Source organism: Streptomyces sp. NPDC050703 (assembly GCF_040654435.1).
Lineage (GTDB): Bacteria > Actinomycetota > Actinomycetes > Streptomycetales > Streptomycetaceae > Streptomyces.
Genome location: NZ_JBFAHX010000008.1, coordinates 82,839 through 108,040 on the forward strand (window position 1 = coordinate 82,839; position 25,202 = coordinate 108,040).

General features: G+C 72.5%; 18 protein-coding genes. 5 read left to right on the forward strand and 13 right to left on the reverse strand.

Going from position 1 to position 25,202, the window contains the following annotated elements; all coding sequences use genetic code 11:
* Positions 1-5 precede the first annotated feature (5 nt).
* Together AB0I16_RS10380 and AB0I16_RS10385 are read right to left on the reverse strand one after the other, a co-directional pair.
* Positions 6-875 (reverse strand): ABC transporter permease, encoded by an 870-nt coding sequence (locus tag AB0I16_RS10380; RefSeq protein WP_363248885.1) that lies wholly within the window; start codon positions 873-875, stop codon positions 6-8.
* Positions 872-3,559 (reverse strand): alpha/beta fold hydrolase, encoded by a 2,688-nt coding sequence (locus AB0I16_RS10385; protein WP_363248886.1) that lies wholly within the window; start codon positions 3,557-3,559, stop codon positions 872-874. The genes AB0I16_RS10380 and AB0I16_RS10385 overlap by 4 nt, the downstream gene beginning before the upstream one ends.
* 149 nt (positions 3,560-3,708) lie before the next feature.
* Here AB0I16_RS10385 and AB0I16_RS10390 point away from each other — a divergent pair, with 149 nt between their 5' ends.
* Complete coding sequence (locus AB0I16_RS10390; RefSeq protein WP_363248887.1) at positions 3,709-4,938, forward strand: pyridoxal-phosphate dependent enzyme; 1,230 nt, start codon at positions 3,709-3,711, stop codon at positions 4,936-4,938.
* Between the two features lie 43 nt (positions 4,939-4,981).
* On the opposite strand, the gene AB0I16_RS10395 is transcribed toward AB0I16_RS10390, so the two are convergent.
* From AB0I16_RS10395 to iolC, 6 genes are all read right to left on the reverse strand, one after another.
* Positions 4,982-6,397 (reverse strand): APC family permease, encoded by a 1,416-nt coding sequence (locus tag AB0I16_RS10395; RefSeq protein WP_363248888.1) that lies wholly within the window; start codon positions 6,395-6,397, stop codon positions 4,982-4,984.
* A 383-nt stretch (positions 6,398-6,780) separates the two neighbouring features.
* Complete coding sequence (gene mmsA, locus AB0I16_RS10400) at positions 6,781-8,292, reverse strand: CoA-acylating methylmalonate-semialdehyde dehydrogenase (RefSeq protein WP_363248889.1); 1,512 nt, start codon at positions 8,290-8,292, stop codon at positions 6,781-6,783.
* A gap of 17 nt (positions 8,293-8,309) precedes the next feature.
* Positions 8,310-10,199: a 3D-(3,5/4)-trihydroxycyclohexane-1,2-dione acylhydrolase (decyclizing) gene (gene iolD, locus AB0I16_RS10405; RefSeq protein WP_363248890.1), complete on the reverse strand. Its 1,890-nt coding sequence runs from the start codon at positions 10,197-10,199 to the stop codon at positions 8,310-8,312.
* Positions 10,196-11,008: a 5-deoxy-glucuronate isomerase gene (gene iolB, locus AB0I16_RS10410; protein WP_363248891.1), complete on the reverse strand. Its 813-nt coding sequence runs from the start codon at positions 11,006-11,008 to the stop codon at positions 10,196-10,198. The genes iolD and iolB overlap by 4 nt, the downstream gene beginning before the upstream one ends.
* A gap of 28 nt (positions 11,009-11,036) precedes the next feature.
* A complete protein-coding gene (locus AB0I16_RS10415) occupies positions 11,037-11,921 on the reverse strand; it encodes a deoxyribose-phosphate aldolase (RefSeq protein ID WP_363248892.1) in 885 nt (294 codons plus the stop codon).
* A gap of 341 nt (positions 11,922-12,262) precedes the next feature.
* Positions 12,263-13,216, reverse strand: coding sequence for a 5-dehydro-2-deoxygluconokinase (gene iolC, locus AB0I16_RS10420; protein ID WP_363248894.1), 954 nt, complete (start codon positions 13,214-13,216; stop codon positions 12,263-12,265).
* Positions 13,217-13,353: 137 nt separating this feature from the next.
* On the opposite strand from iolC, the gene AB0I16_RS10425 reads away from it, so the two are divergent.
* The 4 genes from AB0I16_RS10425 (at position 13,354) to AB0I16_RS10440 (ending at position 17,606) form a co-directional block, all read left to right on the forward strand.
* Positions 13,354-14,253, forward strand: coding sequence for a sugar phosphate isomerase/epimerase (locus AB0I16_RS10425; protein ID WP_363248895.1), 900 nt, complete (start codon positions 13,354-13,356; stop codon positions 14,251-14,253).
* A 225-nt stretch (positions 14,254-14,478) separates the two neighbouring features.
* Positions 14,479-14,676 (forward strand): MerR family transcriptional regulator, encoded by a 198-nt coding sequence (locus tag AB0I16_RS10430; protein ID WP_062778237.1) that lies wholly within the window; start codon positions 14,479-14,481, stop codon positions 14,674-14,676.
* A 143-nt stretch (positions 14,677-14,819) separates the two neighbouring features.
* Positions 14,820-15,143: a heavy-metal-associated domain-containing protein gene (locus AB0I16_RS10435; protein ID WP_363248896.1), complete on the forward strand. Its 324-nt coding sequence runs from the start codon at positions 14,820-14,822 to the stop codon at positions 15,141-15,143.
* A 108-nt stretch (positions 15,144-15,251) separates the two neighbouring features.
* Positions 15,252-17,606, forward strand: coding sequence for a heavy metal translocating P-type ATPase (locus AB0I16_RS10440; protein ID WP_363248897.1), 2,355 nt, complete (start codon positions 15,252-15,254; stop codon positions 17,604-17,606).
* A 443-nt stretch (positions 17,607-18,049) separates the two neighbouring features.
* On the opposite strand, the gene AB0I16_RS10445 is transcribed toward AB0I16_RS10440, so the two are convergent.
* The 5 genes from AB0I16_RS10445 to AB0I16_RS10465 form a co-directional block, all read right to left on the reverse strand.
* On the reverse strand, positions 18,050-19,348 hold the full coding sequence (locus AB0I16_RS10445) for a citrate synthase (protein WP_062778233.1): 1,299 nt from the start codon (positions 19,346-19,348) through the stop codon (positions 18,050-18,052).
* A gap of 197 nt (positions 19,349-19,545) precedes the next feature.
* A complete protein-coding gene (locus tag AB0I16_RS10450) occupies positions 19,546-21,789 on the reverse strand; it encodes an ATP-dependent RecD-like DNA helicase (RefSeq protein ID WP_363248898.1) in 2,244 nt (747 codons plus the stop codon).
* A 252-nt stretch (positions 21,790-22,041) separates the two neighbouring features.
* Positions 22,042-22,878, reverse strand: coding sequence for a sugar phosphate isomerase/epimerase family protein (locus AB0I16_RS10455; RefSeq protein ID WP_363248899.1), 837 nt, complete (start codon positions 22,876-22,878; stop codon positions 22,042-22,044).
* Entirely contained in the window at positions 22,875-24,035 is a 1,161-nt protein-coding gene (locus tag AB0I16_RS10460; RefSeq protein ID WP_363248900.1) for a dihydrodipicolinate synthase family protein, read from the reverse strand. The genes AB0I16_RS10455 and AB0I16_RS10460 overlap by 4 nt, the downstream gene beginning before the upstream one ends.
* Positions 24,032-25,183, reverse strand: a complete 1,152-nt coding sequence (locus AB0I16_RS10465; RefSeq protein ID WP_363248901.1) for a Gfo/Idh/MocA family oxidoreductase — start codon at positions 25,181-25,183, stop codon at positions 24,032-24,034. Before AB0I16_RS10465 ends, AB0I16_RS10460 begins: the two co-directional genes overlap by 4 nt.
* Between the last annotated feature and the right edge of the window lie 19 nt (positions 25,184-25,202).

Here is a 25,202-nt window from a genome sequence, read left to right on the forward strand (position 1 = left end):
CCGGCCTACGACACCACGTCCTTGCGCGCGAACCCCCGGAAGGCCAGCGCGAACAGCACCAGTGCGTACGTCACCGACACCGCCGAGCCCTGGATCATGCCTCCCCACTCGGGGGTCGGCTGGATGGCGTCGGCCCAGGCGAACTGCCAGTGGGCGGGGAGGAAGTCCCGCCAGTGGCCGAGGGCCGTGACGGCGTCGAGGACATTGCCGACGATGGTCAGGCCGACCGCGCCGCCGACCGCGCCCAGCGGCGCGTCGGTGCGCGTGGACAGCCAGAACGCGAGCCCCGCGGTGACCAGCTGGGAGACGAAGATGAACGCGACGACGACGAGCAGGCGCTCCACCGCCGTGCCCGCGGGCAGCGCGCCGCCGGTCGGTATCTCCAGCGGCCCCCAGCCGTACGCCGTCGTGCCGATCGCCAGCGCGACCAGCGGCAGCAGCACCATGGCCGCCGCGCTGAGGCCGAGCGCGACGGCGAGCTTGGACCAGAGCAGCCGGGACCGCGGCACGGGCGCCGCGAGCAGATAGCGCAGGGACGACCAGCTCGCCTCGGAGGCGACCGTGTCCCCGCAGAACAGCGCGACGGGGATCACGAGGAGGAACCCCGCGGAGACGAACAGCGCGGTCGCCGTGAAGTTCACGCCGGACGCCGTGGCCGTGTCCATCAGCGTGACCCGGCCGCCGCGGGACTCGGGAGAGCCGCCCGCGACGGCGAAGGCGATGACGAGCACCACGGGCAGGAGCGCCATGACGGCGCCCATGACGAGGGTGCGGCGCCGCTTGAGCTGGCGGACGGCCTCGACCCGCAGGGGCAGGGTGCGGCCCGCGCGGTAGCCGGGGGCCGTGGCGCGCTCCGGGGGTGCGGTGGCGGTCATGCGGCGCCTCCTCCGATCAGGGTCAGGAACGCGTCTTCCAGGCGGCGGTGCGGGCCCAGGGACTCCACGGGCACGTCGAGGCGGACCAGTTCGGGCAGGAGCCGTGCGGCGGTGCCCGCCTCGGTGCCGTCGAGCCGCACGAGCAGGCCGTCGTCCGCGCGGACCGCCGAGGCGACGCCGGGCAGGGCGGCGACCTTCTCGACGAGCGGGTCGGAGACGTCCCGCGCGAGGCCGACCAGGAGCGTGTCCCCCGAGCCGACGATCTCGGTGACGGGTCCGGCCTGGACGAGGCGGCCGCGGTCCATGACGACGAGGTGCGTGCAGGACTGCTCGACCTCGGCGAGGAGGTGGCTGGAGACGATGACGGTGCGCCCGCCGCGCGCGTACCGGATCATGACCTCGCGCATCTCGCGGATCTGCGGCGGGTCGAGGCCGTTGGTCGGCTCGTCGAGTATCAGCAGGTCGGGCAGGCCGAGCATGGCCTGGGCGATGGCGAGGCGCTGCCGCATGCCCTGGGAGTACGTCCGCACGGCGCGGGCCAGCGCGGTGCCGAGCCCGGCGATCTCCAGGGCCTCGTCCAGGTGGGCGTCCTCCGCGGGGCGCCCGGTGGCCTTCCAGTACAGCTCCAGGTTCTCCCGGCCCGAGAGGTGCGGCAGGAAGCCGGCGCCCTCGACGAACGCGCCGACCCGGGAGAGGACCGGCGCGCCCGGCCTGACGGCCTGCCCGAAGACGCGGATCTCGCCCGCGTCGGGCCTGATCAGGCCCATGAGCATGCGCAGGGTCGTCGTCTTGCCCGCGCCGTTCGGTCCGAGCAGGCCGAGGACCTGGCCCTTCTCGACGCGGAAGGAGACGTCGCGCACGGCGTACCGGTCGCTGGACTTCGCGTACCGCTTGCTGAGGTCCGTGATCTGCAGCGGGACGTCGGCGAGGTCCGGGTCGGGTGCGGGGGCCGTGGTGCGGCGCCGCCCGGTGACCAGGAGCGCGAGCGCGACGACGGCTCCGGCGACGGGCAGCCACCACACCCAGGCGGGCATCGGCGCGGCGGCGGTCCGCACGCCGGGCGCCGTCGGCACCTCCAGGTCGCCCTTGAGCGAGACCGTGTACTCGGCGGGTTCGGCGGGCGAGGCGTACCCGAGGTCGGTGGAGGCGAGGACGAGACGCAGGCGGTGGCCCTTGCGCGCCTCGTGGTCGACGGCGGGCAGCCGCAGCTCGACGTCCTTGCCGGCCCTGGCGCCCTCGACCCGTATCGGCGCGACCAGTTGGGAGGGCAGGACGCGCTGCTTGCCGCCGGGTCCGACGTCGTAGACCTTCGCGAAGAGCACGGCGTCCTCGCCGGAGGACTTCACGTGCACGCGCGCGGTCGGCGCGCCGGTGATCCGGAGGTCCTCCTCCAGCGGCTCCGAGTCGAACTTCGCGTACTGCCCGGGGACGTCGAGGGAGACGCCGACGCCCAGCGAGGACATCTGGCTGAGGTTGCCCGCGCCGAGGCCCGGCAGGCCGGAGATGGCGGGCGGGTTGGCGCCCGCGGGGTTGTCGAAGGTCTGCTCGCGACCGCCGAGCGGCACGGCCCGCGGGTTGCTCCCCAGGCCCGGGTAGCGGTCGGAGCTCGCGCCCCGCTGCTTCGCCGCCCCGTCGGTGGAGTCCATGCCCCCGGTGCGGGTGACGCGGAACGCGGGGCCGGTGTCGACGCCCTTGTCGTCCTTCAGATAGCGGTCGAACCACGAGGTGACGCGCTGCTCGACGCGTCCGCGCTCGCGGTCGCCCCCGTCGTGGCCGCCCGCGATCCAGTCCACCTTCACGGGCGCGTGGTTGGCGCGGACCGCCTTGGCGATGGCGTCGCCGTGGCCGAGCGGGAAGAGGGAGTCGGTCTGCCCCTGGGCGAGCAGTGTCGGCACCTTGATGCGGTCGCCGACGGCGGCCGGGCTGCGCTCGGCGAGGAGCTTGCGCGCCGCGTCGTCGGGCTTCCCGGTGACCGCGACCCGCTCGTACATGGCGCACAGCCGCTTCTCGAAGCGGTCGCAGCCGCCCCCGGCGTTGATGAACGTGCCCGCCCAGAGCTTCTTGAAGACGCCGCCGGGGAAGAGGGCGTCCGCGAGGTTCCAGTACGTGATCTGGGGGGCGATGGCGTCCACCCGCTCGTCGTGCCCGGCCGCGAGCAGCGACACCGCTCCCCCGTACGAGGAGCCGGTGACGCCGACGCGCGGGTCGCCGTCCTTGTCGAGCCGCACCTCGGGCCGCTTCGCCAGCCAGTCGATCATCTTCGAGACGTCGGCGACCTCGCCCTCGGGGTCGTTCAGACCGATCTTGCCGGTGGACTTGCCGAAGCCGCGGGCCGACCAGGTCAGGACCGCGTACCCGTCCCGCGCCAGCTGCTCCGCCTGCTCCCGCACGTCGGCCTTGCTGCCGCCGAAGCCGTGGCCGATGAGGACCGCGGGGCGCTTCTTCTCGGAGTCGCCCGCCGTGAAGTAGGAGGTGTCGATCCGCGCGCCGCCGGTGTCGAGGGTGCCGTCGGTCCTGTGCACCGCCGGTCCCTCGTCCGAGGCGACGGCCGTCCAGGTGCCGGCGCCCGCGAGCAGCACGACGGCGGCCGCGGCGGCGATCAGCCCGCGCGGCCCGCCCCTGGCGCGTCCGGTCCCGCTCGCGGGCCCCGTCCCTCGTCCGGGCCTGGGCAGTCGTAGATCCATGACGTCAACCGTACGGGTGGGCACCGACAACCGGGGCAGCCGCCGGACTGAACTGTGCGACCTCCCGGGGGAGTAGGCTCCGCGCCCGGTGTACCGCCGTCGCGGTACGCGTGGCCGCGGGGCGTCAGGGGTGAATAGAGTCTGCACCCATGACATCCCCGTCCTCGCCCACGACAGCCCGGGATTCCCTCGCCGTCGGCCAGCGCTCACTCGGTGACCCCTCCGTCCGTTTCCCGCTGTGGCCGCCGCTCACCGCCGGTTGCCCGGTGACCGGCACAGAAGACGTCTCGTACCCCGTAGAGGTCGACTACGCCTATGAGAAGGTCCCGGCCGGTCTCTTCACCACCGCGCCCGGGCGGCCGGGCGGCCACGACCGGTGGGCCCCGCTCCTGCCGCCGCTGCGCGCGCCGGGGCTCGGGGAGGGCGGCACGCCGCTGGTGTCCCTCGGCGACGGCCTCTGGATCAAGGACGAGTCCCGCAATCCGACCTGGAGCCACAAGGACCGCATCAACCGCGTCACCGTCAGCGCCGCCGTCGGCGCGGGCGCGGAGGGCGTCGTCGTCGCCTCGTCGGGCAACCACGGCGCGTCGGCCGCGGCGTACGCGGCGCGGGCCGGGCTGCGGTGCGTGGTGATCGGCTCGGCGGAGACGCCGCCCGCGGTGGAGGCGTTCCTGCGGGCGTACGGAGCCGTGGTGCTCTCCGTGCCCGTGGACGCGCGGTGGCCGCTGCTGCGCAAGATCGTGGAACGGTTCGGCTACCACCCCGTCAGCAACGTGACGCCCACCCACACCGGACACGCGTTCGGGCCCGAGGGGTACAAGACCCTGGCCTACGAGATCTTCACGGAACTCGGCGTGCCGGGAGCCGTGTTCCTGCCCACCGGGTACGGGGAACTCCTCTTCGGCGTCTGGAAGGGCTTCGCGGAGCTGGTCACGCTCGGGCTCGCCGAGCGGGTGCCGCGGCTCTACTCCTGCGAGCCGGCGGCCGGCGGGCCGCTCGCCGCCGCGCTGCGGGCCGGGCTGCCCGCCACGCGGGTGCCCGTCGGGGAGACCGCCGCCTACGCGATCGGCTCACCGGTCGGCGGCTACCGGGGGGTCGTGGCGGTGCGGGAGAGCGGCGGCGCGGCCCTGCTCGTCTCCGACGCGGAGATGGCCGCGGCGCGCGCGGAGCTGGCCGGGTCCGGTCTGTGGGCCGAGCTGTCCGCTGCCGCCGGGCTCGCGGGGTACCGGCAGCTCGGCCCCGCCGTCGACGGGCCCGTGGTGTGCGTGTCCACGTCCAGCGGCTTCAAGGACCGCGACCTGCTGGCCGGGGGCGGCTCCACCGCGGTCGACCCGGAGGACTGGGCGGAGGTGGAGCGGCGGGTGGGCACGCGGGCCTGATCCGCACGGGCACCGCTCCCCCGGCCACCCCGGACGAGGGGCCCTACTCCTCCGGCACGCTGACCAGCCACCGCGTGTCGCGCCGGGGCCGCAGGTAGAGCACGAAGTACAGCGTGGCCGCCACCACGATCCCCCCGGTCCACCCGAGGTAGGACAGCTCCTGCCGGCTGAGCACGTAGGCGAGGACCGCGATGAGCAGCACGGGGACCGCGGGCCACAGCGGCATCCGCCAGGCGGCGCGGTGGCCGTGCCCGCCGCGCCGCGCGAGCAGCGCGGCCACCGCCACCAGCAGGTACATGCCGGTCACGGAGACCCCGGTGACCCCGTAGAGGGTGTCGAGGTTGACGAAGCAGAGGAGGGCGCCGGGGACGCCCACGAGGAGCGTGGCCACCCAGGGCGCGCCCGAGGCGCCCAGCTTGGACAGGGCCTTGTTCACCGGTGCGGGCCACGCCTTGTCGCGGGCCGACGCGAAGAGGACGCGGGAGTTCTGGATGACCATGACGATGCCCGCGTTGATGATCGCGAGGGCCACGCAGAGGCTGACGAACGTACCGACGGCCGAGCTGGACCAGGCCGTCACCATGGCGCTGATGTCGCCCTCGGTGAGGGCCGTCAGGCTCTCCGCGCCCATGGTGATCGCGACGACCGGCACCAGGATGATGACGGAGGAGATGGCGAGGGTGGCGAGGACGGTGCGCGCGACGTTGCGGCGCGGGTTCTCCAGCTCCTCGGAGAGGTAGACGGCGGTCGAGAAGCCCTGCGTGACGAAGAGGGCGATGGCGAGGCCCGAGACGATCAGCATGGCCGTGACGGTGTCGACGCCGCCGGGACCGGAGCCCGCGACCGAGAGGTCCACCAGGCTGCCCGCGCCCCGCTCGGCGTGCGCGAAGCCGAGGACGGCGACGACGCCGGCGGCGATGACCTCAAGGACGAGGAAGATGCCGGTGATCCAGGCGTTGGCGCGCAGGTCGAGCAGGCCCGCGAGGGTGGCGAGGATCATGACGCCCGCGCCCGCGTAGGCCGGGTCGAGGTCGAGGACCGGCGCCAGGTAGTCGGCCGTGCCCATGGCGATCACGGGCGGCACGATCATCACGACGAGCAGCGAGAGGACGAAGACCAGCCAGCCGGCCAGGCGTCCCGCCATCGTGGAGACCATCGCGTACTCGCCGCCGGCGCTGGGGATGAGCGTGCCGAGTTCGGAGTAGCAGAACGCCACGCCGACGCAGAGCAGCGAGCCGATCGCGATGGTGAGCGCGGTCGCGGTGCCGAGCGAGGAGAAGAGGTCGGGGACGACCACGAAGAGCGTGGAGGCGGGCGTCACGCAGGACAGCGTGAGGAGGGTGCCTCCCACGACGCCGATGGAGCGCTTGAGCTTCTGGGGATCACCCGGCACGGCCACCGGCGCCGGAGGGGCGTCGGCCGCGGGAGCGGGCGTGGGCGGGCGAAGCGTATCGGTCATACAGCGCGGTTCCGATCGACTCGTGCGGCAGGTGTTGCGGCGGGAGCCCTATCGCCTCCGAAGGCAGTCGAGCGTCTTCCAGTGGCTCCCGGCGCGTCATCGAACCCCGGCGATAACCGGAACGTCAACGGTCATTTACCTACGGAATCCGCAGCGCCGCACCGACCCAAGTCGCCTGGCTTTCCCAAGAGTTTGCGTCAGTGGGTAGCAATGAGTAGACGATCATCCTTGTTGACCTTGCCTTCACAGGCATATCCATGCGGGCACCTTCACTGCCCGGATTGCACCGTGTGCACGGGAACCGCAAAGACGGCGTCAAAAAATATGGGCGGCCGTCCGGAATCCGGACGGCCACCCTCTACGCGCCGTGACGCGGCGGTGACTCAGTGATTGCGCGGGAAGCCCAGGTCGACCCCGGCCGGCGCGTCCGACGGGTCGGGCCACCGCGTGGTGACGACCTTGCCGCGCGTGTAGAAGTGCGTGCCGTCGTTGCCGTAGATGTGGTGGTCCCCGAAGAGGGAGTCCTTCCAGCCGCCGAAGGAGTGGTAGCCCACCGGTACCGGGATCGGCACGTTCACGCCGACCATGCCCGCCTCGATCTCCAGCTGGAAGCGGCGGGCCGCGCCGCCGTCGCGGGTGAAGATCGCGGTGCCGTTGCCGAACGGCGAGGCGTTCATGAGGGCGACGCCCTCCTCGTACGTGTCGACGCGCAGCACGCACAGGACCGGGCCGAAGATCTCGTCCTGGTAGGCCCTGGCGGTCGTGGGGACGCGGTCGAGCAGGGAGAGGCCGATCCAGTGGCCGTCAGCGCACTCGGGGCGCCCCTCGACCGTGTACCCCGTGCCGTCGAGGACGACCTCGCAGCCCTCGGCCGCGGCGCCCGTGACGTACGAGGCGACCTTGTCGCGGTGGGCAGCGGTGATCAGCGGGCCCATCTCGGACGCGGGGTCGTTGCCCGGACCGATCTTGATCTTCTCGGCGCGCTCCTTGATCTTGCCCACCAGCTCGTCCGCGATCGAGCCGACCGCGACGACAGCCGAGATGGCCATGCACCGCTCGCCGGCGGAGCCGTAGGCGGCCGAGACGGCGGCGTCGGCCGCCGCGTCCAGGTCCGCGTCGGGCAGGACCAGCATGTGGTTCTTGGCGCCGCCGAGCGCCTGGACGCGCTTGCCGTTGGCGGAGGCGGTGGCATGGATGTGGCGGGCGATGGGGGTGGAGCCGACGAAGGAGACGGCCGCGACATCCGGGTGCTCCAGGAGGCGGTCCACGGCCACCTTGTCGCCGTGCACGACGTTGAACACGCCGTCGGGGAGGCCGGCCTCGGCGAGCAGCTCCGCGATCTTCATCGAGGCGGACGGGTCCTTCTCGCTCGGCTTGAGCACGAAGGTGTTGCCGCACGCGATGGCCAGCGGGAACATCCACATCGGGACCATGGCCGGGAAGTTGAACGGGGTGATGCCCGCGACGACGCCCAGCGGCTGGCGGATCGACGCCACGTCCACGCGCGAGGCGACCTCCGTGGACAGCTCGCCCTTGAGCTGCACCGTGATGCCGCAGGCGAGGTCGACGATCTCCAGGCCGCGGGCGACCTCGCCGAGCGCGTCGGAGTGCACCTTGCCGTGCTCGGCGACGATCAGCTCGGCGACCGCGTCGCGGTTGGCGTCCAGGAGGGCGCGGAACTTGAAGAGGATCGCGGTGCGCTTGGCGAGCGAGGAGGTTCCCCAGGTCGCGAAGGCCTCGCGGGCCGCCGCGACCGCCGCGTCCACCTCGTCGGCGCTCGCGAGGGCGACCTGCGTCGTGACGACGCCGGTCGCCGGGTCGGTGACCGGGCCGAACGTACCCGAGGCCCCCTCGACGGCCTTCCCGCCGATCCAGTGATTGACCGTCTTCGTCATGACAAGCATCCCTACTCTCACAGGTGGCGGCGCCGGGCTGCGACGTGCCGGTCGTACTCTTCCCTGGCCTTGACCGCGGACGCCCGGGTCGCCGTCTCGGCCACGGGCACATCCCACCACGCCTGTGCCGGGGGCGGGCCCGACACTGTGTCTGCCGTTTCCGTCTCCACATAGACACATGTGGGACGGTCTGCCCCGCGTGCGTCGCGCAGTGCCTCACGCAGCTCGCGGACGGTCTTCGCGCGCAGGACGCGCATGCCGAGCGAGGCGGCGTTCGCGGCCAGGTCGACCGGCAGCGGCGCCCCGGTGTACGCGCCGTCGTCCGCCCGGAAGCGGTAGGCCGTCCCGAACCGCTCGCCGCCCACCGAGGCCGAGAGCCCGCCGATCGAGGCGTAGCCGTGGTTCTGCAGGATGACGACCTTGACCGGGATGCCCTCCTGGACGGCCGTGACGATCTCGGTCGGGTTCATCAGGTACGTGCCGTCGCCGACCAGCGCCCACACGGGCCGCCCCGGCGCCGCGAGCGCCACGCCGATCGCCGCCGGGATCTCGTAGCCCATGCACGAGTAGCCGTACTCGACGTGGTACTGCCGCGCCGACCGGGTCCGCCAGAGTTTGTGCAGGTCACCGGGGAGCGACCCGGCGGCGTTGATGACGATGTCCTCCTCGGTCACCACCTCGTCGAGCGCCCCGAGCACCTGCGTCTGGCTGGGCCGCACGTCCGGCTCGTCCGCGAGGTAGGCGGCGTCGACACGCTGCTCCCAGCGCGCCTTGTCGCCCCGGTAGTCGAGGGAGAAGGCGGGCTCGACGCGGTATCCGTCCAGTTCCGCGGTGAGCGCTTCGAGCCCGGCGCGCGCGTCGGCGATCACGGTGGCGCCCGCCATCTTGTGCCCGTCGAAGGGCGCGACGTTGAGGTTCAGGAAGCGCACGCCCGGCGTCTCGAAGAGGGTGCCCGAGGCCGTGGTGAAGTCGCTGTAGCGGGTGCCGACCCCGATCACCAGGTCGGCGGCGCGGGCCAGTTCGTTCGCGGGCGCGGTGCCGGTGTGCCCGATGCCGCCGACGTCCGCCGGGTGGTCGAAGCGCAACGAGCCCTTGCCCGCCTGGGTGGAGGCCACGGGGATGCCGGTGGCGTCGGCGAGGCGGCACAGGGCGTCCTCGGCGGCGCTGTGGTGGACGCCGCCGCCCGCGACGATCAGGGGCCGCCGCGCCGCGCGCACCAGACCGGCGGCCACGGCGAGCTCCCGCGGGTCGGGGGCCTGCCTGCGGACGGTCCACACCCGCTCTGCGAAGAACTCCTCCGGCCAGTCGTACGCCTCCGCCTGCACGTCCTGCGGCAGGGCGAGCGTGACGGCGCCGGTCTCGGCGGGGTCGGTGAGCACGCGCATCGCGGCGAGGGCGGCCGGGATCAGGGCCTCGGGGCGGGTGACGCGGTCGAAGTACCGCGACACGGGCCGCAGGCAGTCGTTGACGGAGACGTCGCCCGCGTAGGGCACTTCGAGCTGCTGGAGCACGGGGTCGGCGGGCCGGGCGGCGAAGGTGTCGCCGGGCAGCAGGAGCACCGGCAGGCGGTTGACGGTGGCGAGGGCGGCGCCGGTGACGAGGTTGGTGGCGCCGGGCCCGATGGACGTGGTGACGGCGTGGGTGGCGAGCCTGCCGGACTGGCGGGCGTAGCCGACGGCGGCGTGCACCATGGCCTGTTCGTTGCGGCCCTGGTGGAACGGCATCTCCTCGGCGTGCTCCACGAGCGCCTGGCCGATCCCCGCCACGTTGCCGTGCCCGAAGATGCCCCAGGTGGCGCCGATGAGCCGCTGCCGGGTGCCGTCCCGCTCGGTGAACTGCCGGGCCAGGAAGCGCACGAGTGCCTGCGCGGTGGTCAGCCGGACGCTGCCCGCCGGGGTCGCCGTCATCGGTATCCCTCCGTGTGGTCGGGGTGGAAGCGGATCCGCCACTCCCTCTCCTCGCCGGGTCCCGCCATCACGTTCAGGTAGTACATCCGGTGCCCCGGCTGGGCGACGGACGGGCCGTGCCAGCCGTCGGGCACCAGCACGGCGTCACCGGTGCGGACCTCGGCGAGAACGTCGGTACCACCCGGGCGCGAGGGGGAGACCCGCTGGTATCCGAAGCCCTCCCGGCCTCCGCTCGCCTCGATCTCGAAGTAGTAGATCTCTTCGAGCTCGGTCTCGACGCCCGGGCGGTGCTCGTCGTGCTTGTGGGGCGGGTACGAGGACCAGTTGCCGCCCGGCGTGATCACCTCGACCGCGATGAGGCGGTCGCAGTCGAAGGCGTCCGCGGCCGCGAAGTTCCTGACCTCGCGGGCGCAGGTGCCGCTGCCGCGGCTCTCGACGGGTACCTCCGGCGCGGAGCCGTAGCGGGCGGGGAGTCGACGCTCGCACTTCGCTCCTGCCAGGGCGAAGCGGCCTCCCGCGCCGGAGGCGATCTGGATCTGGGCGTCACGGGGCACGTACGCGAAGTCGGAGACTCCGCTGAACACGCTCTCGCGGCCCAGGAGTTCGATGATCCCGCCTTCCGTGTGCACCGTACAGCCGCCGGTCAGCGGCAGTACGATCCATTCACTCTCACCGGTGGTGAAAGCGTGCGTGCCGCCCGGCGGAATCTCGACGACCCGCAGGGCGGAACAGGCCCAGCCCGCCCTCTTGGGGTCGATGTCGAGGGCGTACGGTCCATCGCTCGCACTCCCTTTCGGTACGTACGTCATGCGGGCCTCCCGAGCCTCTCCTGTCCCGTCAGAGCAGTCCTACGGCGGTGTCGACCGCCCCCGCCACATCGCCGTCCGGCGGATAGAGCAGCGCCCTGCCGACGACGAGTCCCTGCACGGTGGGCAGCCGCAGGGCGCCGCGCCACTTCTCGAAGGCGGCGTCCGCGTCCTCGGCGCCGTGCCCCACGTCGCCGCCGAGCAGCACCGCCGGCAGGGTCGACGTCTCCATGACCCGGGCCATGTCGTCGGGGTTCTCGGTGACGGGGACCTTCAGCCAGGTGTACGCGGAGGAGCCCCCGAGCCCGGAGGCGATGGCGATGGCCCGCGCCACGGCCTCGGCGCTCAGGTCGTTGCGGACGGGCCCCGGCCCCTCGCGCCGACTGAGGAACGGCTCGACGAACACCGGAAGTTCCCGCTCCGCCATCGCGTCGACCGTGCGCGCGGCGGAGTGCAGGGTGCGCAGCGACCCCGGGTCGTCGTAGTCGACGCGGAGCAGCAGCTTGCCCGCGTCGAAGCCGAGCCGCGCCAGGTCCTCCGGCCGGTACCCGGTGAACCGGTCGTCCATCTCGAAGGCGGCCCCCGCGAGCCCGCCGCGGTTCATGGACCCCATGACGACCTTGCCGTCGAGCACGCCGAGCAGCAGCAGGTCGTCCAGGATGTCGGCGGTGGCGAGCACCCCGTCGACCCCTGGCCGGGACAGCGCCAGGCAGAGCCGCGCGAGCAGATCGCCGCGGTGGGCCATGGCGAGCGGATCGCCTCCCGCGGCGAGGGACCCCCGGGCGGGATGGTCGGCGGCCACGATCATCAGCCGCCCGCTCCCCCCGACCAGGGGCCGCCGCCCCCGCCGAGCAGCGGCCTCGGCAACGGCTTCGGGATGCCGGGCACGCGTGCGCGCGAGCGCCCCGACGTCCACACCGTCAAGCCCCCGCGGCCCGGTGATACCCAGCCCCTCCGGCACGGAGGCAGATCCCAGCCCCTCCGGCACGGTGGCAGATCCCAGCCCCTCCGGCACGGTGGCAGATCCCAGCCCCTCCGGCACGGTGGCAGATCCCAGCCCCTCCGGCACGGTGGCCGTTTCCAGCCCCTCCGGCACGGGGGCAGTTCCCACCCCCTCCGGCACGGAGGCAGTTCCCACCCCCTCCGGCACGGAGGCAGTTCCCAGCCCCTCCGGCACGGTGGTGGTTTCCAGCCCCTCCGGCGTTTGAGGAGCGGGGTCCGGGGCGGAGCCCCGGGAACGGCCACCCCGAGCGGCGCTCACAGAACACCCCCGGCAGCAACCGCGGAGGCGACCTCGCCAGGAAAAGGCATGGCGGAAGAGCATTCGAGCCGCGACGCCACGATCGCCCCCGCGGCATTGGCGTACCGCATGACCCGCTCCAGCTCCCAGCCGCTGAGCAGCCCGTGGCACACCGCCCCGCCGAACGCGTCTCCGGCACCGAGCCCGTTCAGCACCGTCACGGGCAGCGGCGGCACCTCGGCGACGTCACCGGCCCGGTTCATCGCGAGCACCCCCTTGGGCCCCTGCTTGACCACGGCGAGTTCGACCCCGGCGTCGAGCAGCGCCCGCGCCGCCGCGGCCGGCTCCCGGCACCCCGTGGCGATCTCGACCTCGTCGACGTTGCCGACGGCGACCGTGGCGTGCGCGAGGGCGGCGGCGTAGTGCGGCCGGGCTTCGGCGGGGTCGCTCCAGAACATGGGCCGCCAGTCGAGGTCGAACACCGTGGTCCCCGCGGTCCGCGCGCCGAGCGCCGCCAGCGTGGCCGCCCTGCTGGGCTCCGCGCACAGCCCCGTACCGGTCATCCAGAAGATCCGGGCGGCGGCGATGGCGCCGAGGTCGAGCTCGCTCTCGTGGATCTCCAGGTCGGGCGCCTTGGGCAGCCGGTAGAAGTACAGCGGGAAGTCGTCCGGCGGGAAGACCTCGCAGAACGTCACGGGTGTCGGCAGCCCGGGGACGGCGCTCACCCAGCGGTCGTCGACGCCGAACTCCCGCAGCGCCCGGTGCAGATACACCCCGAAGGGGTCCTCACCCGTGCGCGTGACGACGGCGGCGCGGCGGCCCAGCCGCGCCGCGGCCACCGCGACGTTGCTCGCCGAGCCGCCGAGGAACTTCCCGAACGAGGTGACCTCGTCGAGCGGCACCCCCGCCTGCAGTGGATAGAGGTCCACCCCGATCCGGCCCATGGTGATGACGTCGTACGGATCACTCACCCTGTGCGTCCCTTCGCCGGGCCGGTCGGTCGTGTGTCCTCAGGTCTAATCCCGCCCACGGAACCCTGTCAACATTTTGTCCTTACATTCGGACCACTCCTTGACACTGTTCCGAGGGCGCCAGGAGGCTGGCCGACATGACGACGCTGTCTCGCATCCGGATCGGTTCGGCGCCCGACTCGTGGGGCGTGTGGTTCCCCGAGGACCCGCGGCAGGTCCCCTGGCGCCGCTTCCTCGACGAGGTCGCCGCTTCCGGGTACGAGTGGATCGAGCTCGGCCCGTACGGCTATCTGCCCACCGACCCGGCCGTGCTGGCCGAGGAGACGGGCCGCCGCGGCCTCAAGGTGTCGGCCGGCACGGTCTTCACGGGCCTGCACCACGGCCCCGCGGTCTGGGACAGGACGTGGGCGCACGTGGCGGACAACGCCGCCCTCGCCCAGGCGACGGGCGCGGGCCACCTCGTCGTCATCCCCTCCTTCTGGCGCGACGACAAGACCGGCACGGTCCTGGAGGACCGCGTCCTGACGCCGGGACAATGGCGCGAACTGACCACCCAGACCGAGCGCCTGGCCCGCGAGGTCCGCGAGTGCTACGGCCTGCGGGTCGTGGTCCACCCGCACGCGGACACGCACATCGACACCGAGGAGAACGTCACCCGCTTCCTCGACGCCACCGACCCGGACCTGGTCTCGCTCTGCCTGGACACCGGTCACTACGCGTACTGCGGCGGCGACAGCGTCGAGCTCATCGAGACCTACGGCGAGCGCATCGGCTACCTGCACCTCAAGCAGGTCGACCCCGAGGTCCTGGCCGGCGTGCACGCCGAGCAGGTGCCGTTCGGGCCCGCCGTGGCCCGCGGCGTGATGTGCGAGCCGCCCTCCGGGGTACCCGCCCTCGAACCCGTGCTCGCCGCGGCGCAGAGGCTCGGCGTCGAGCTCTTCGCGATCGTGGAGCAGGACATGTACCCGTGCCCGCCGGACCAGCCGCTGCCGATCGCCCGCCGCACCCGCGCCTTCCTCCGTTCCTGCGGCGCGTGACGCGGGCGCGACTGCGGAGCATGCGTCACTTCCGTCACAAAGACCGCTTTCCTGTCACACATGTCCCGCGTACGCGCCCTCCGCGTCACAGAAGGTCAACAGCCGCTCACTCCAGGCAACCCGGCGGCGTTCGCGGGGCAGAGGCTGAGTGATCGCCGCGCGCCGCGCCCGGCTCCCCCGTCGGCCACATCCCGGCCGCCCGGGCGCGCGCAGGGAGGTGTCGCCATGACCGACCGCAGGCTCTGGTCGTACAAGGAGATCGCCGCGCACATCAAGGTGCAGCCCGACACCGTGCGCTCCTACCGGAAGCACGGACTGCTGCCCGACCCCGACCACGTGGAGGGCGGCAAGCCCTACTGGTACGCGGACACCGTCCGCGCCTGGGTCGCCGCCCGCCCCCGCAACAGAGGACGCAGAGACTGAAGGCCCCTCCACGAGGCGCCCCCGTCTCGTTGATAAATACCCCCTAGGGGTATAACCTTCGGAGTGTGAGGAGGCCCCCGGGACCGCGGGGTTCTCCTTCGCACGTTACGCCGCACACGTATACGCCTCCCGAGGAGAACGACATGAGCGCCCAGACCGAGCTCCCGCAGGCCGCGTCCGAGACGACCGGCTCCTGCTGCTCCCCCAGCGGTTCCTGCCACGGCGGTGGCGCCGCGGAGGCGCCGCAGGGTGCCGTCACCACGGTGTACGAGGTGACGGGGATGACCTGCGGGCACTGCGAAGGTGCCGTCAGCTCCGAGATCTCGGAGATCGCGGGTGTCGGCTCCGTCGAGGCCGTGGCCGCCACGGGCCTGGTGACCGTGGTCTCCGCGGCCCCGCTGGACGAGGAAGCGGTCCGCGCCGCGGTGGACGAGGCGGGTTACGAACTCGTCGGCGTCAAGGCCTGACCCCGTCCGACCCGGCCCCCCGCCGGGTACCCCGGGCCCTGTGGTGTCACCCCCGACACCACGGGGCCCGCAGCCGTTCCCCGAGCCGAGAAGCAGTACGAGAGAGCCATGCCCGAAGTCCCCGCGCCGCCCCCGGCCGCCGATGCCCCCGACGTCTCCGCTGCCCCCGACACCTCCGCGGTCGAGCTGGCCGTCGGCGGGATGACCTGCGCGTCCTGCTCGTCCCGCATCGAGAAGAAGCTGAACCGCATGGAGGGCGTGACCGCCTCGGTCAACCTCGCGACGGAGAAAGCACGGGTCGAGTACGCCGAAGGGGTGACGGTCGCCGACCTCATCGCCCTGGTGGAGAAGCTGGGCTACACGGCGGAGGAGATCCTTCCGCCCAAGCCCGAGCCCGAGCCCAAGCCCGGGCCGCAGCCCGAGCCGGAACCCGGACCGTCGGCCGGTCACGGCCCGCCGCCGACCACCGCCGACATCACCGAGCCCGACACCCTGCGGCAACGCCTGACCGTCTCCGCGCTGCTCTCCCTGCCCGTCGTCCTGCTCGCGATGGTCCCCGCCCTCCAGTTCGACAACTGGCAGTGGCTCTCGCTGACCCTCGCCGCGCCGGTCGTCGTCTGGGGCGGCCTGCCCTTCCACCGGGCGGCGGCCACCAACCTGCGGCACGGCGCGGCGACCATGGACACGCTGGTCTCGGTCGGCACGCTCGCCGCCTTCGGCTGGTCGCTGTGGGCGCTGTTCGCCGGGGACGCCGGGATGCCGGGGATGCGGCACGGCTTCACCTTCACGGCCCGGCCCGGCGACGGCGCGTCGACGATCTACCTCGAAGTCGCCGCGGGCGTCGTCACCTTCATCCTGCTCGGCCGCCGGCTGGAGGCCCGCTCCAGGCGGAAGGCGGGCGCCGCCCTGCGCGCCCTGCTCGAACTGGGCGCCAAGGAGGTGACGGTCCTGCGGTCCGGCTTTGAGGAACGCGTCCCGGTCGGCCGCCTGGCCGTCGGCGACCGTTTCCTCGTACGGCCGGGCGAGACGGTCGCCACCGACGGCACCGTCGTCGAGGGCGCTTCGGCGGTCGACGCCTCGATGCTGACCGGCGAGTCCGTACCGGTCGACGTGGCCGTGGGCGACGCCGTCACGGGGGCGACCGTGAACACCTCGGGCCGCCTGGTCGTACGCGCCACCCGCGTCGGCTCCGACACCCAGCTCGCCCGGATCGCGCGGCTCGTCGAGGACGCCCAGACCGGCAAGGCCCGGGTGCAGCGCCTCGCCGACCGGATCGCCGGGGTCTTCGTGCCGGTGGTCCTGCTCATCGCGGCCGGCACGCTCGCCTGCTGGCTGGGCGCCACGGGCGACGTGACCGCCGCGTTCACCGCCGCCGTCGCCGTGCTGATCATCGCCTGCCCGTGCGCGCTGGGCCTCGCCACCCCGACAGCCCTGATGGTCGGCACCGGGCGCGGCGCCCAGCTCGGCATCCTGATCAAGGGCCCCGAGGTTCTTGAGTCCACGCGACGCGTCGACACCGTCGTCCTGGACAAGACCGGCACGGTGACCACGGGCCGCATGGAACTGGAGGACGTGTACGCCGCAGGGGACACGGACGAGAAGCAGCTCCTGCGGCTCACCGGTGCCCTGGAGCACGCCTCCGAGCACCCGGTGGCCCGCGCCCTCGCGGCGGGCGCGGCCGGCCGCCTCGGCCTCGGCGCCGGGGAGCTGCCCGCCCCCGCGCGCTTCGAGAACGTCCCCGGGCTCGGGGTGCGGGGCACGGTGGAGGGCCACGAGGTCGTCGCGGGGCGGGAGCGGCTCCTCGCGGAGGCCGGGGTGACGGGCCTGGAGACGCTGACGGCCGCCGGGGAGCGGGCGCGGGCCGCCGGGCGCACGGCCGTGCTCGTCGCCTGGGACGGGGCCGCGCGCGGTGTGCTCGCTGTCGCCGACGCCGTGCGGGAGACCAGCGCGGAGGCGGTCCGCGACCTGCGCGCGCTCGGCCTGGAACCGGTGCTGCTCACCGGGGACAACAAGGCGGTGGCCGAGGCGGTGGCCCGGCGGGTGGGCATCGCGCCGGACGCGGTGTACGCGGAGGTGCTGCCGCAGGACAAGGTGGACGTCGTGACGCGGCTGCGGGGCGAGGGCCGGGTCGTGGCGATGGTCGGCGACGGCGTGAACGACGCGGCGGCGCTCGCCGCCGCCGATCTCGGACTCGCGATGGGCACGGGCACGGACGCGGCGATCGAGGCGAGCGATCTGACGCTGGCGCGCGGGGATCTGCGGGTCGCGGCGGACGCCATCCGGCTCGCCCGGCGGACCCTCGCCACGATCAAGGGCAACCTCTTCTGGGCCTTCGGCTACAACGTCGCCGCGCTGCCGCTCGCCGCGGCCGGGCTCCTCAATCCGATGATCGCGGGGGCCGCCATGGCGTTCTCGTCGGTCTTCGTCGTCACCAACAGCCTGCGGTTGCGGACCTTCTCGTAGTCCTCAAGCCATTCTCATGGGCCCTTCACATGTCCGTTTCAGCACCTTCACACCCTTGCCCCTATCCACATACCGGGCTTCTTGCGGATAGACGGGACATATGCAAGAGACGCAGATCACATTGATCTGAACGTAACCATCTTGGGGGGTCGCGAGTCTAATGGGACGATGCCAGAAGATGTCTTGGGGGACGTCTTCCGACATCGGAGGACATCTTGGGGGATGTTCTCGGAGTGTGTTGTTGGCCGGGGCACGTGCGTCGGGGAGCTTTGAGCGGCCCTCCCGTCGTTACGCGTCCCGGCGGACCGCAGGGCCACCGAAACGCCCGGCCGGATCCCGTGGGGGGAATCCGTACCGGGAAAAAGGGAAGCGCCCCGACCGTCGACCCGTGGGGGGATCGACGGCGGGGCGCTTTCCGCTTGTGCGGACGCCTCGGCGCGGGGTCAGCGGCCCTCGACCGGGACGAAGTCGCGCAGGACCTCGCCGGTGTAGATCTGGCGCGGACGGCCGATGCGCGAACCGGGCTCCTTGATCATCTCGTGCCACTGGGCGATCCAGCCCGGCAGACGGCCGAGGGCGAACAGGACCGTGAACATCTCGGTCGGGAAGCCCATGGCGCGGTAGATGAGGCCCGTGTAGAAGTCCACGTTCGGGTAGAGCTTGCGCTCGACGAAGTAGTCGTCGGCCAGCGCGTGCTCCTCCAGCTTCAGCGCGATGTCGAGCAGCTCGTCGGACTTGCCGAGCGCCGAGAGGACGTCGTGCGCCGCCGCCTTGATGATCTTCGCCCGGGGGTCGAAGTTCTTGTAGACGCGGTGCCCGAAGCCCATGAGCTTCACGCCGTCTTCCTTGTTCTTCACCTTGCGGATGAAGGTGTCGACGTCGCCGCCGGTGGCCTGGATGCCCTCCAGCATCTCCAGGACCGACTGGTTGGCGCCGCCGTGCAGCGGGCCCCACAGGGCCGAGATGCCGGCCGAGATCGAGGCGAACATGTTCGCCTGCGAGGAGCCGACCAGGCGCACGGTGGAGGTCGAGCAGTTCTGCTCGTGGTCCGCGTGCAGGATGAGCAGCTTGTCGAGCGCGGAGACGACGACCGGGTCCAGCTCGTACTCGGCGGCGGGCACCGAGAAGGTCATGCGCAGGAAGTTCTCGACGTAGCCGAGGTCGTTGCGCGGGTAGACGACCGGGTGGCCCTGCGACTTCTTGTACGCGTAGGCGGCGATCGTGGGCAGCTTGGCGAGCAGGCGGATCGTCGAGAGGTGGCGCTGCTTCTCGTCGAACGGGTTGTGGCTGTCCTGGTAGAACGTCGACAGCGCGCTGACCACGGACGACAGCATCGCCATCGGGTGGGCGTCGCGCGGGAAGCCGTCGTAGAACCGCTTGACGTCCTCGTGCAGCAGGGTGTGCTGCGTGATCTCGTTCTTGAACGAGGCCAGCTCGTCGACCTTCGGCAGTTCGCCGTTGATCAGCAGGTACGCCACCTCGGTGAAGGTGGAGCGCTCGGCCAGCTGCTCGATCGGGTAGCCGCGGTACCGGAGGATGCCCTGTTCGCCGTCGAGATAGGTGATGGCGGATTTATAGGCGGCGGTGTTGCCATAGCCGCTGTCCAGGGTCACCAGACCGGTCTGGGCGCGGAGCTTCCCGATGTCGAAGCCCTTGTCGCCGACGGTCGAATCGATCACCGGGTAGGTGTACTCGCCATCGCCGTACCGCAGTACTACAGCGTTGTTACCGTTCTCGCTCACGTCATCCCTCACCGACGTTGTGCCTCTTCTTCGAGGTGCCCTGACTGTCTCTACCATCCCCCATTTGGCCCTGGAGAGTGCACTCGGGGTCGACCATTGGGCCTATTGACGGCACTCAGTGCCGCCAACCTGCTCATCCTGCCCCCTTCGCCCCGGTTGCGAAAGTGCTGTGTGACGTTTCCGACTCGTTTGATCGATCAAATCTCTTCGAGAGCCGGGAGCCGGCGGCCCGCGAGCCGGAAATCCAGGGCCGTGCAGCGCCTGCCCGCGGAGACCGTGCGTACGGCCTGCCCCAGAGCCTTGCGCGATCCGACGAGGACGACCAGCCTTTTCGCGCGTGTCACGGCGGTGTAGAGCAGATTGCGCTGGAGCATCATCCACGCGCCCGTGGTGACGGGGATGACCACCGCCGGATACTCGCTGCCCTGGGAGCGGTGGATCGTGACCGCGTACGCGTGCGCCAGCTCGTCCAGCTCGTCGAAGTCGTACGGAACCTCCTCGTCCTCGTCGGTGAGGACCGTGAGCCGCTGCTCGTCCGGGTCGAGGGCGGTGACGACGCCCACCGTGCCGTTGAAGACGCCGTTCTGCCCCTTCTCGTAGTTGTTGCGGATCTGGGTGACCTTGTCGCCGACGCGGAAGACCCGGCCGCCGAACCGCTTCTCGGGCAGCCCCGGGCGGGCGGGCGTGATGGCCTGCTGGAGGAGGCCGTTGAGCGCGCCCGCGCCCGCGGGGCCGCGGTGCATGGGGGCGAGGACCTGGACGTCCCTGCGGGGGTCGAGGCCGAACTTGCGCGGGATGCGGTGCGCGGCGACGTCCACCGTGACGCGGCCCGCATCCTCGGTCTCGTCCTCGACGAAGAGGAAGAAGTCCTTCATGCCCTGGGTGAGCGGCGGCACCCCGGAGTTGATCCGGTGGGCGTTGGTGACGACGCCGGACTCCTGGGCCTGGCGGAAGATCTGGGTCAGCCGGACGGCGGGGACGGGGCTGCCGTCGGCGAGCATGTCCCGCAGGACCTCGCCGGCGCCGACGCTCGGGAGCTGGTCGACATCGCCCACGAAGAGCAGGTGCGCGCCGGGCGGCACGGCCTTGACCAGCTTGTTGGCGAGGAGCAGATCGAGCATCGAGGCCTCGTCCACCACGACGAGATCGGCGTCGAGCGGGCGCTCCTTGTCGTACGCCGCGTCTCCCCCCGGCCGCAGCTCCAGCAGGCGGTGCACGGTCGATGCCTCCGCGCCCGTCAGCTCGGCGAGGCGCTTGGCGGCGCGTCCCGTGGGGGCGGCGAGGACGACCTTGGCCTTCTTGGCGCGGGCCAGCTCGACGACGGAGCGGACCGTGAAGGACTTGCCGCAGCCGGGCCCGCCGGTCAGGACGGCCACCTTCCGCGTCAGCGCGAGCCGCACGGCCTCCTGCTGCTCGGGGGCGAGCCGGGCGCCCGTGCGCTTCGCGAGCCACGCCAGGGCCTTGTCCCAGGCGACGTCGCGGAAGGCGGGCATGCGGTCGTCCGGCGTCTTGAGCAGGCGCAGGAGCTGGGCGGCGAGGGAGAGCTCGGCGCGGTGGAAGGGGACGAGATAGACGGCGGTGACGTCGTCGCCCCCGTCCGGGGCCGGGAGCGTCTCGCGGACGACGCCCTCCTCCTCCCCCGCGAGCTCGGCGAGGCAGTCGATGACGAGGCCGGTGTCGACCTGGAGGAGCTTCACCGCGTCGGCGATGAGGCGCTCCTCGGGGAGGTAGCAGTTGCCCTGGTCGGTGGATTGCGAAAGGGCGTACTGCAGGCCCGCCTTGACGCGGTCGGGGCTGTCGTGCGGGATGCCGACCGCCTGGGCGATGCGGTCGGCGGTCAGGAAGCCGATGCCCCAGACGTCGGCGGCCAGGCGGTACGGCTCGTTCTTCACCACGGAGATGGAGGCGTCGCCGTACTTCTTGTAGATCCGCACGGCGATGGAGGTGGAGACGCCCACTCCCTGGAGGAAGACCATGACCTCCTTGATGGCCTTCTGCTCCTCCCAGGCGGCAGCGATCATCTTGGTCCGCTTGGGGCCGAGGCCCGGCACCTCCACGAGCCGCTTCGGCTCGGTCTCGATGACGTCGAGGGTGTCCACGCCGAAGTGGGTGGTGATGCGGTCGGCCATGACGGGGCCGATGCCCTTGATGAGTCCGGAGCCGAGATAGCGGCGGATGCCCTGGATGGTGGCGGGCAGCACCGTCGTGTAGTTCTCCACGGTGAACTGCTTGCCGTACTGCGGGTGGGAGCCCCAGCGGCCCTGCATGCGCAGGGACTCGCCGACCTGCGCGCCGAGCAGCGAGCCGACGACGGTGAGCAGGTCGCCACCGCCGCGCCCGGTGTCGACGCGCGCCACGGTGTAACCCGTCTCCTCGTTGGCATACGTGATGCGTTCGAGGACCCCCTCTAGTACCGCGGCCGCCGCTGCTGGACTCGACATGATCCGACGCTACAGCCCGGCACCGACAGCCGGAACGCCGCCCGGACATCGAAGGGGCCCGGTCCGTGGACCGGGCCCCTTCGCTCCCTCCCCCGTGCCAGGAATCCCGTGTATCCCCCCGGATACCCCCCTGGTTCCCCCGGATCGATCCCCCCAGATCCGCCTCAGGAAGTCCTGACGCAGAGTACGACACGGTTCGTGGCCGAAGGGTTGCACGCCGTCGCGGAGAATTTGTCGCGGAGGAACGTCGGCTCACGCGTGCGTGCGGAAGCGCTCGGCCGTCTCCCGCAGCACCTCGGCGCCGTCCCGCTCCCACAGCGCCTCATTGAAGATCTCGACCTCGATCGGCCCGTCGTACCCGGTGGCGTCCACCAGTGCGCGGAAGGCCCTGAAGTCGACGCTGCCCTGCCCCAGTTGGCCGCGGCCGAGGAGGACGCCCGCGGGCAGCGGAGTGATCCAGTCCGCGAGCTGGAAGGCGTGCAGGCGTCCGCCCGCGCCGGCCCGCGCGATCTGCGAGGGCGCCTGGTCGTCCCACCAGACGTGGTACGTGTCCACGACCACGCCCACCTGGTGCGCCGGGAAGCGCTCCGCGAGGTCGAGCGCCTGGCCGAGGGTGGAGACGACGCAGCGGTCCGAGGCGAACATCGGGTGCAGCGGCTCGATGGCCAGGCGCACGCCGCGCTCCTCGGCGTAGGGCCCGAGGAGCGCGAGGCCGTCCGCGACGCGCTCCCTGGCCCCCGCGAGGTCCTTGCTGCCGGGCGGCAGGCCGCCGGAGACCAGGACCAGCGTGCCCGTGCCGAGCGCCGCCGCCTCGTCGATCGCGGCGCGGTTGTCGTCGAGGGCACGCGTGCGTGCCGCTTCCCCGATGTCCGTGAGGAAGCCGCCCCGGCACAGGCTGGTCACCGCGAGGCCCGCCTCGCGCATGAGGCGGGCGGCGCGCTCGACCCCGTACGCCTGGACGGGCGCTCGCCAGAGGCCGACCGAGGTGATGCCCTCCCGCGCGCAGCCCTCGGCCAGTTCGGGCAGGGACCACTGCCTGACGGTCTCCTGGTTGACGCTGAGCCGGGACAGGGGCGGGGCGGCGCTCATCGCGGGACTCCGTGGACGGTCAGCAGGGCCCGCATGCGGGCGGCGGCGAGTGACGGGTCGGGGAACAGGCCGAGGCCGTCGGCGAGTTCGTAGGCGCGGGCCAGGTGCGGCAGGGAGCGGGCCGACTGGAGGCCGCCCACCATGGAGAAGTGCGTCTGGTGCCCGGCCAGCCAGGCGAGGAGGACCACGCCGGTCTTGTAGTAGCGGGTGGGTGCCTCGAACAGGTGGCGCGACAGCTCGACGGTGGGGTCGAGGAGCCCGCGGAAGGTTTTCACGTCCCCGGTGTCGAGCGCCCGTACCGCCTCGGCGGCCAGCGGCCCCAGGGGATCGAAGACGCCCAGCAGGGCGTGGCTGAAGCCGTGGTCGTCGCCCGCGATCAGTTCGGGGTAGTGGAAGTCGTCGCCGGTGTAGCAGCGCACGCCCCGCGGCAGGCGGCGGCGCAGGGCGATCTCGCGCCCGGCGTCCAGGAGGGAGACCTTGATGCCGTCGACCTTGTCGGGGTGGGCGGCGATGACCTCCAGGAAGGTCTCCGTCGCGGCGTCCAGGTCGGTCGAGCCCCAGTAGCCCTCAAGGGCCGGGTCGAACATGGGGCCGAGCCAGTGCAGGATCACCGGCTCGCTCGCCTGGCGCAGGAGGTGGCCGTACGTCTCCAGGTAGTCGTCCGGCGAGGTGGCCGCCGCCGCGAGGGCCCGCGACGCCATCAGGATCACCTGGGCGCCGGCCTCCTCCACGAGGGCCAGCTGCTCCTCGTACGCCTGGACGACCCGCGGGAGCGTGGCGGGCGGGGTCAGCTGGTCGGTGCCGGCGCCGCAGGCGATGCGCCCGCCGACCGCCTCGGCCTCCGCTGCCGAGCGGCGGATCAGCTCGGCCGCTCCCGCCCAGTCGAGGCCCATGCCGCGCTGGGCGGTGTCCATGGCCTCCGCGACGCCGAGGCCGTGCGACCAGAGGTGGCGGCGGAAGGCGAGCGTGGCGTCCCAGTCGACGGCCGCGGGGCCGTCGGGCGAGACGTCGGCGAACGGGTCGGCGACGACGTGGGCGGCGGAGAGGACGGTGCGCGAGGTGAGCGGCGGGCCGCCCGCCGTGGCCGGCGGCGGTTCGGTGCGCGGGGTGTACGCGCGCGTGCCGCCGCCGGCGACGGGGAGCAGGAGGGCGGTCACGGCGCGATCTCCGGTACGTCGACGCGGCGGCCCTCGGCGGCGGACCTCAGGCCGAGTTCGGCGAGCTGGACGCCGCGGGCGCCCGCCAGGAGGTCCCAGCGGTAGGGGGCGTCGGCGTAGACGTGCTTGAGGAACAGCTCCCACTGGGCCTTGAAGCCGTTGTCGAACTCGCCGTTGTCGGGCACCTCCTGCCACTGGTCGCGGAAGGAGTGGGTGGCGGGCAGGTCCGGGTTCCACACGGGCTTCGGGGTCGTACCGCGGTGCTGCACGCGGCAGTTGCGCAGGCCCGCGACGGCGGACCCCTCGACCCCGTCGACCTGGAACTCCACCAGCTCGTCGCGGTTGACGCGCACCGCCCAGGAGGAGTTGATCTGCGCGACGACGCCGCCCTCCAGTTCGAAGATGCCGTAGGCGGCGTCGTCGGCGGTGGCGTCGTAGGGCTTGTCCCGCTCGTCCCAGCGCCGCGGGACGAGCGTGGCGGTGAGCGCCTGGACGGTGCGCACGCGCCCGAACAGTTCATGGAGCACGTACTCCCAGTGCGGGAACATGTCGACGACGATGCCGCCGCCGTCCTGAGCGCGGTAGTTCCACGACGGGCGCTGGGCGGGCTGCCAGTCGCCCTCGAAGACCCAGTAGCCGAACTCGCCGCGCACCGACAGGACGCGGCCGAAGAAGCCGCCGTCGATGAGCCGCTTCAGCTTGAGCAGCCCCGGCAGGAAGAGCTTGTCCTGGACGACGCCGTGCTTGATCCCCGCCTCCTCGGCGCGGCGGGCGAGGTCCAGGGCCCCCGCGAGGCCGGTGGCGGACGGCTTCTCGGTGTAGACGTGCTTGCCCGCGGCGATGGCGCGCTCGACGGCGTCCTCACGGGCGGAGGTGGCCTGCGCGTCGAAGTAGATGTCCACGGACGGGTCGGCGAGGACGGCGTCGAGGTCGGTCGAGACGTGCTCCAGGCCGTAGCGGTCGGCCAGGGCGCGCAGCGCGAGCTCCCTGCGGCCGACCAGGACGGGCTCCGGCCACAGCACGGTGCCCTCGCCGATGTCGAGGCCGCCCTGTTCGCGGAGGGCCAGGATCGAGCGGACCAGGTGCTGGCGGTGGCCCATGCGTCCCGTGACGCCGTTCATGGCGATGCGCACCGTCTTGCGTGTCACGAAAGTCCCTCCGTCAAGA

Coding starts and splice junctions, on each gene's coding strand:
- AB0I16_RS10385 (WP_363248886.1), bottom strand. CDS start 3,559: ATGGATCTACGACTGCCCAGGCCCGGACGAGGGACGGGGCCCGCGAGC.
- AB0I16_RS10455 (WP_363248899.1), bottom strand. CDS start 22,878: ATGAGCGCCGCCCCGCCCCTGTCCCGGCTCAGCGTCAACCAGGAGACC.
- iolD (WP_363248890.1), bottom strand. CDS start 10,199: ATGACGGCGACCCCGGCGGGCAGCGTCCGGCTGACCACCGCGCAGGCA.
- AB0I16_RS10435 (WP_363248896.1), top strand. CDS start 14,820: ATGAGCGCCCAGACCGAGCTCCCGCAGGCCGCGTCCGAGACGACCGGC.
- mmsA (WP_363248889.1), bottom strand. CDS start 8,292: ATGACGAAGACGGTCAATCACTGGATCGGCGGGAAGGCCGTCGAGGGG.
- AB0I16_RS10440 (WP_363248897.1), top strand. CDS start 15,252: ATGCCCGAAGTCCCCGCGCCGCCCCCGGCCGCCGATGCCCCCGACGTC.
- AB0I16_RS10430 (WP_062778237.1), top strand. CDS start 14,479: ATGACCGACCGCAGGCTCTGGTCGTACAAGGAGATCGCCGCGCACATC.
- AB0I16_RS10425 (WP_363248895.1), top strand. CDS start 13,354: ATGACGACGCTGTCTCGCATCCGGATCGGTTCGGCGCCCGACTCGTGG.
- AB0I16_RS10380 (WP_363248885.1), bottom strand. CDS start 875: ATGACCGCCACCGCACCCCCGGAGCGCGCCACGGCCCCCGGCTACCGC.
- iolB (WP_363248891.1), bottom strand. CDS start 11,008: ATGACGTACGTACCGAAAGGGAGTGCGAGCGATGGACCGTACGCCCTC.
- AB0I16_RS10390 (WP_363248887.1), top strand. CDS start 3,709: ATGACATCCCCGTCCTCGCCCACGACAGCCCGGGATTCCCTCGCCGTC.
- AB0I16_RS10395 (WP_363248888.1), bottom strand. CDS start 6,397: ATGACCGATACGCTTCGCCCGCCCACGCCCGCTCCCGCGGCCGACGCC.
- AB0I16_RS10450 (WP_363248898.1), bottom strand. CDS start 21,789: ATGTCGAGTCCAGCAGCGGCGGCCGCGGTACTAGAGGGGGTCCTCGAA.